Genomic DNA, 4,743 nt, shown 5'->3' on the forward strand with positions numbered 1-4,743 from the left:
GGCGTCGGCGAGGCCGGTCGCCTCAGGGGTGCTGGTGTCCATCGTCGCTCCTCAGATGCTCGCGGCCGCGACGTCACGGATGCCGAGGTCGCCGGACCTGCCGGCGGTGATGAGCTCGACGACCTGGTTGTGGGTGACGCTCTCGGTGGCGACGTCGGCCGCCACCCGACCGAGGTAGAGGGCGGTGATCCGGTCGGCCACCTCGAAGACGTCGTTCATGTTGTGCGAGATCAGGACGACGCCGAGGCCGCGGTCGGCGAGCCGGCGCACCAGGTCGAGGACCTGGCGGGTCTGGGCGACGCCGAGCGCCGCGGTCGGCTCGTCGAGCAGCACGATCTTGGAGTTCCAGAGGACCGCCTTGGCGATCGCGACGGTCTGGCGCTGGCCGCCGGACAGGCTGGCGACGCTCTGGCGCACCGACTTCACGGTGCGGACGGAGAGCGAGGCGAGGGTCTCGCGGGCGCGCTCCTCCATGGCCATGTCGTCGAGGACGATGCCTTTGCGGGTCTCGCGGCCGAGGAACATGTTCTGGACGATGTCGAGGTTGTCGCAGAGCGCGAGGTCCTGGTAGACGACCTCGACCCCCAGGGCCGCCACGTCGCGGGGTCCGCTCACGTGGGTGGGTCGGCCCTCGAAGAGGTACTCGCCGCTGTCGCGGCCGTAGATGCCGGCGATGACCTTGACCAGCGTCGACTTGCCCGCGCCGTTGTCTCCGACGAGTGCGGTGACCTGGCCGGGATACACGGCGAAGTCGACGTCGTGGAGGACGTGCACCACGCCGAAGCTCTTGTTGACGCCGCGCAGCTGGAGGATCGGGGCGGTGTCGGTGGAGCGTGGGAACTCCGGCTCGAGCGCGTCGGTCATGGTGGTCTCCCCAGGGTCGTGATTGTTGTTCGATCCAACGAACTTCGCGTGTCGGGCACCCGCGCCACCCGGTGGCGCGGGTGCCCGAACAGCTCAGCCGATCGCTCCGGTCAGGAGATCCCGGCCTCGGCGCAGGCGTCTGCGTAGTCCGCGGTGCAGACGTCCTCGAGCTTCTGCCCGCCATCGTCGATGACGTCACCGACGTTGTCCACGGTGATCGCGACCGGGTCGAGCAGGATCGAGGGCACCTCGCGGCCGCTCTCCGAGTCGGGCGTCGTCCCGGTGGTCTCGGCCTCCTCGCCGTTGACCAGGGCGATGGCCGCCTCGGCCAGCGCGCCGGCCTCGAGCGTGGCGGACTTGTAGACCGTCATGCACTGGGTGCCGGCGAGGATGTTCTGCAGGCCCTCGACCGTGGCGTCCTGGCCGGTGACCGGGACCTCGCCCGCGCGGCCGTTGGCCTCGAGGATGGAGATCGCGGCGCCGCCGAGACCGTCGTTGGCAGCCAGTACGCCGTCGACGTCGCCGTCGGCCTGCGTGTAGAGCTGCTGGAAGATGACCGCGGCCTCCTCGTTGTCCCACTCCGGCACGGCCTGCTCGCCGACCTGCGTGTAGGACTCGATCCCGTCGAGCACGCTGTGCGCGCCCTCCGCGAAGAGGGTGGCGTTGTTGTCGGTGGGCGATCCGTTGAGGAAGATGATGTTCGCGTCCTTCTCGCCCAGGCAGTCGGCCAGGCCCTGCCCCTGGAGCTCGCCGACCACGGTGTTGTCGAACGAGACGTAGTACTCCGCCGAGCCGCCGAGGGTGAGGCGGTCGTAGTCGATCGTGGCCACGCCCTGGGCGTTGGCCTTCTCCTGGATGGCCGCGCCCGAGGCGGAGTCGAGGTTGACGATCGCGAGCACGGTGACGCCGTCGGCGATCATCGAGTCGGCGATCTGGGTCATCTTCTCCACGTCGCCCTCGGCGTTCTGGATGCTGTAGTCGACCCCGGCCGCCTCGAAGGCCGCCTCGAGCGCCGGTCGGTCCGCGCTCTCCCAGCGGACCGAGGACTCGGTGTCGGGGAGGATCACCCCGATCTTGCCCTCGCCGCCGTCGCTTCCGCTGCCACTGCCGTTGCCGTCGTCCTCGCCGCACGCCGTGAGCGAGAGGGCGAGCCCGAGGCCTGCAGCGACCACGGCGCCGTACTTGCGCTTCACTTCAACCGCCTCCTAGCGATTCCGGCCTCGTGGACGTCCGACTCTCGGCGTTCGCGGTCCGGCTATATGTTGTTCGAAACAACATATGGAGTGACGGCGGTCACGTAAAGAGACAGCACGAAGATTTACTTTCGGGTTCGCCAGGGCGCGCTCAGGTCCCGCCACCCGAGGGGGCGGGTGCTGCGAGGCCTCAGCGGACCGGCGGGACGCCGTACGTCGTCGTGCGCTCGCGGACCGGGCGCTGGATGCCGGTGCCGATCTCGACCAGCTCGGCGACCGTCTTGGCCGAGCCGTGCTCGGAGCCGGCCATCCGGGAGATGGTCTCCTCCATCAGGGTGCCGCCGAGGTCGTTGGCGCCCGCGCCGAGCATCGCGCGGGTGCCGTCGATGCCGAGCTTGACCCAGCTGGTCTGGATGTTGTCGATCCGGCCGTGGAGCATGATCCGCGCCATCGCGTGGACGGCCAGGTTGTCGCGCAGGGTCGGTCCGGGGCGGGCGACGCCGGCGAGGTAGATCGGCGCGCTGGTGTGGACGAAGGGCAACGGCACGAACTCGGTGAAGCCCGGGCTGCCGTTGTCGCGCGCGGTGTCCTGGATGCCCTTGAGCACGGTGAGGTGCCCGACCCAGTGCCGCGGGTTGTCGACGTGGCCGTACATCATCGTCGAGGTGGTCGGGATGCCGATCCGGTGCGCCGTGGAGACGATCTCGACCCACGTCCGCGCCGGCAGCTTGCCCTTCGTCAGCACCCAGCGGACCTCGTCGTCGAGGATCTCCGCGGCCGTCCCCGGGAGCGAGCCCAGGCCGGCCTCGCGGGCCTTGATGAGGAAGTCCTCGATCGACAGTCCGGTGCGCGCGGTGCCGTTGACGACCTCCATCGGCGAGAACGCGTGGACGTGCATGTCGGGGACCCGCTGCTTCACCGCGGCCACGAGGTCGAAGTACGCCGTCGCGGGGAGCTCGGGGTCGATGCCGCCCTGCATGCAGACCTCGGTGGCGCCGAGGTCCCACGCCTCCTGGGCACGGTCGGCAACCTGCTCGTAGGACAGCGAGTAGGCGTCGGCGTCGGTCTTGCGCTGCGCGAACGCGCAGAAGCGGCAGCCGACGTAGCAGATGTTGGTGAAGTTGATGTTCCGGTTGACGACGTAGGTCACGTCGTCGCCGACCGTGTCCTTGCGCAGGTCGTCGGCCAGCCGCACGACCTCGCGGAGCAGGTCGCCCTCGGCGGTCATCAGGGTGAGGGCGTGGTCGTCGGAGAGGTTGCCGGGGTCGGCCTCGGCGGCGCGCAAAGCGGATAGTCCCTGACGAAAAGCACCGGAATTTCCTCCGATGTGGTGCTTTTCGTCAGGGACTATCGCCAATTCGGAGGTCGAGCGGGCGGCGTCGCGTACGGCGTCCCAGTCGCCGTAGACGCTGGCGAAGTCGCTGCGCCGGTCCTCGGTGCGGCCTCCGCCTGGTCCCTCACGGTCGACGGCCGCGAAGAGGTCGGTCCGCCCCGACGACTCGAAGCCGCCGTCGGGCTCCTGCCACGGCAGGCCGGTCGGACGGACGTCGGGGATCGCCAGGCCGTCGGGTCCGGCGAGCGCGGCGACGTGGGCGTGGACGCGCGGGTCGATCCAGGCCTGGCCTCCGCTGAGCGACCCGACCACGTACTCGGGGTGGACGGTCAGCCGGGCCTTGAGCTCGAACCCGCACTCGGCGGTGATGGCGCGGAGCCGCTCCAGGGAGGGCCACGGCCGCTCCGGGTTGACGTGGTCGGGCGTCAGCGGTGAGACGCCGCCCCAGTCGTCGACGCCGGCACCGAGCAGGAGGCGGCACTCGTCGAGATCAACCAGGTTCGGCGGTGCCTGGACGCGCGCCTTCGGGCCCAGCACGAGCCTGGTGACCGCGATGGCCGCGCGGTACTCCGCCAGTCCGAGGTCGTCGCTGTGCCGCATCGCCGTGTCGGGCTTGGCCCGGAAGTTCTGGACGATCACCTCCTGCACGGCGCCGTAGGCGCGAGAGGTACGACGCAGCGCGAAGATCGTCTCCGCGCGCTCCTCGAGCGTCTCGCCGATGCCGACCAGCAGGCCGGTGGTGAACGGGATCGAGTGCCGGCCGGCGTCCTCGAGGACGCGGAGCCGGACCTCGGGGTCCTTGTCGGGAGAGCCGTGGTGGGCCTCGCCCTTGGTCTCGAACAGCCGCCGCGAAGTGGTCTCGAGCATCATCCCCATCGACGGCGAGACCGGCTTGAGGCGGTTGAGCTCCTCCCACGACATGACGCCGGGGTTGAGGTGGGGCAGCAGCCCGGTCTCCTCCAGGACCCGCACCGCCATCGCGCGGATGTAGGCGAGCGTCGAGTCGTAGCCCTGCTCGTCGAGCCAGGCGCGCGCCTCGGGCCAACGGTCCTCGGGGCGGTCGCCGAGGGTGAAGAGCGCCTCCAGGCAGCCGAGCTTCGCGCCCTCGGCGGCGATCGCGAGGATCTCGTCGGGGGAGAGGTACGGCGCCCGTCCCTCGCGGGCCGCCTGCTTCGGCGTCTCCACGAACGTGCAGTAGTGGCACTTGTCGCGGCACAGCCGGGTGATCGGGATGAAGACCTTGGGTGAGTAGGTCACGACAGTCGGGCGGCCGGCGGCCACCAGGGCGGCGTCGCGGACCTTCCCGGCGGCCACGGTGAGCCGGTCGAGGTCCGCGCCGGTCGCGGCCAGCAG

At 70.4% G+C, this 4,743-nt stretch carries 3 protein-coding genes; all 3 read right to left on the minus strand.

The window, feature by feature from the left end; all coding sequences use genetic code 11:
* Positions 1-51: 51 nt before the first annotated feature.
* Complete coding sequence (locus H0487_RS21800; RefSeq protein ID WP_183096315.1) at positions 52-864, minus strand: ATP-binding cassette domain-containing protein; 813 nt, start codon at positions 862-864, stop codon at positions 52-54.
* A gap of 110 nt (positions 865-974) precedes the next feature.
* Complete coding sequence (locus H0487_RS21805) at positions 975-2,057, minus strand: sugar ABC transporter substrate-binding protein (RefSeq protein ID WP_183096316.1); 1,083 nt, start codon at positions 2,055-2,057, stop codon at positions 975-977.
* Between the two features lie 190 nt (positions 2,058-2,247).
* A partial coding sequence (locus H0487_RS21810; RefSeq protein WP_183096317.1) for a bifunctional FO biosynthesis protein CofGH occupies positions 2,248-4,743 on the minus strand: 2,496 nt, incomplete at its 5' end.

The organism is Nocardioides stalactiti, from assembly GCF_014180715.1.
In the GTDB taxonomy this organism is placed as follows: Bacteria; Actinomycetota; Actinomycetes; order Propionibacteriales; family Nocardioidaceae; genus Nocardioides; species Nocardioides stalactiti.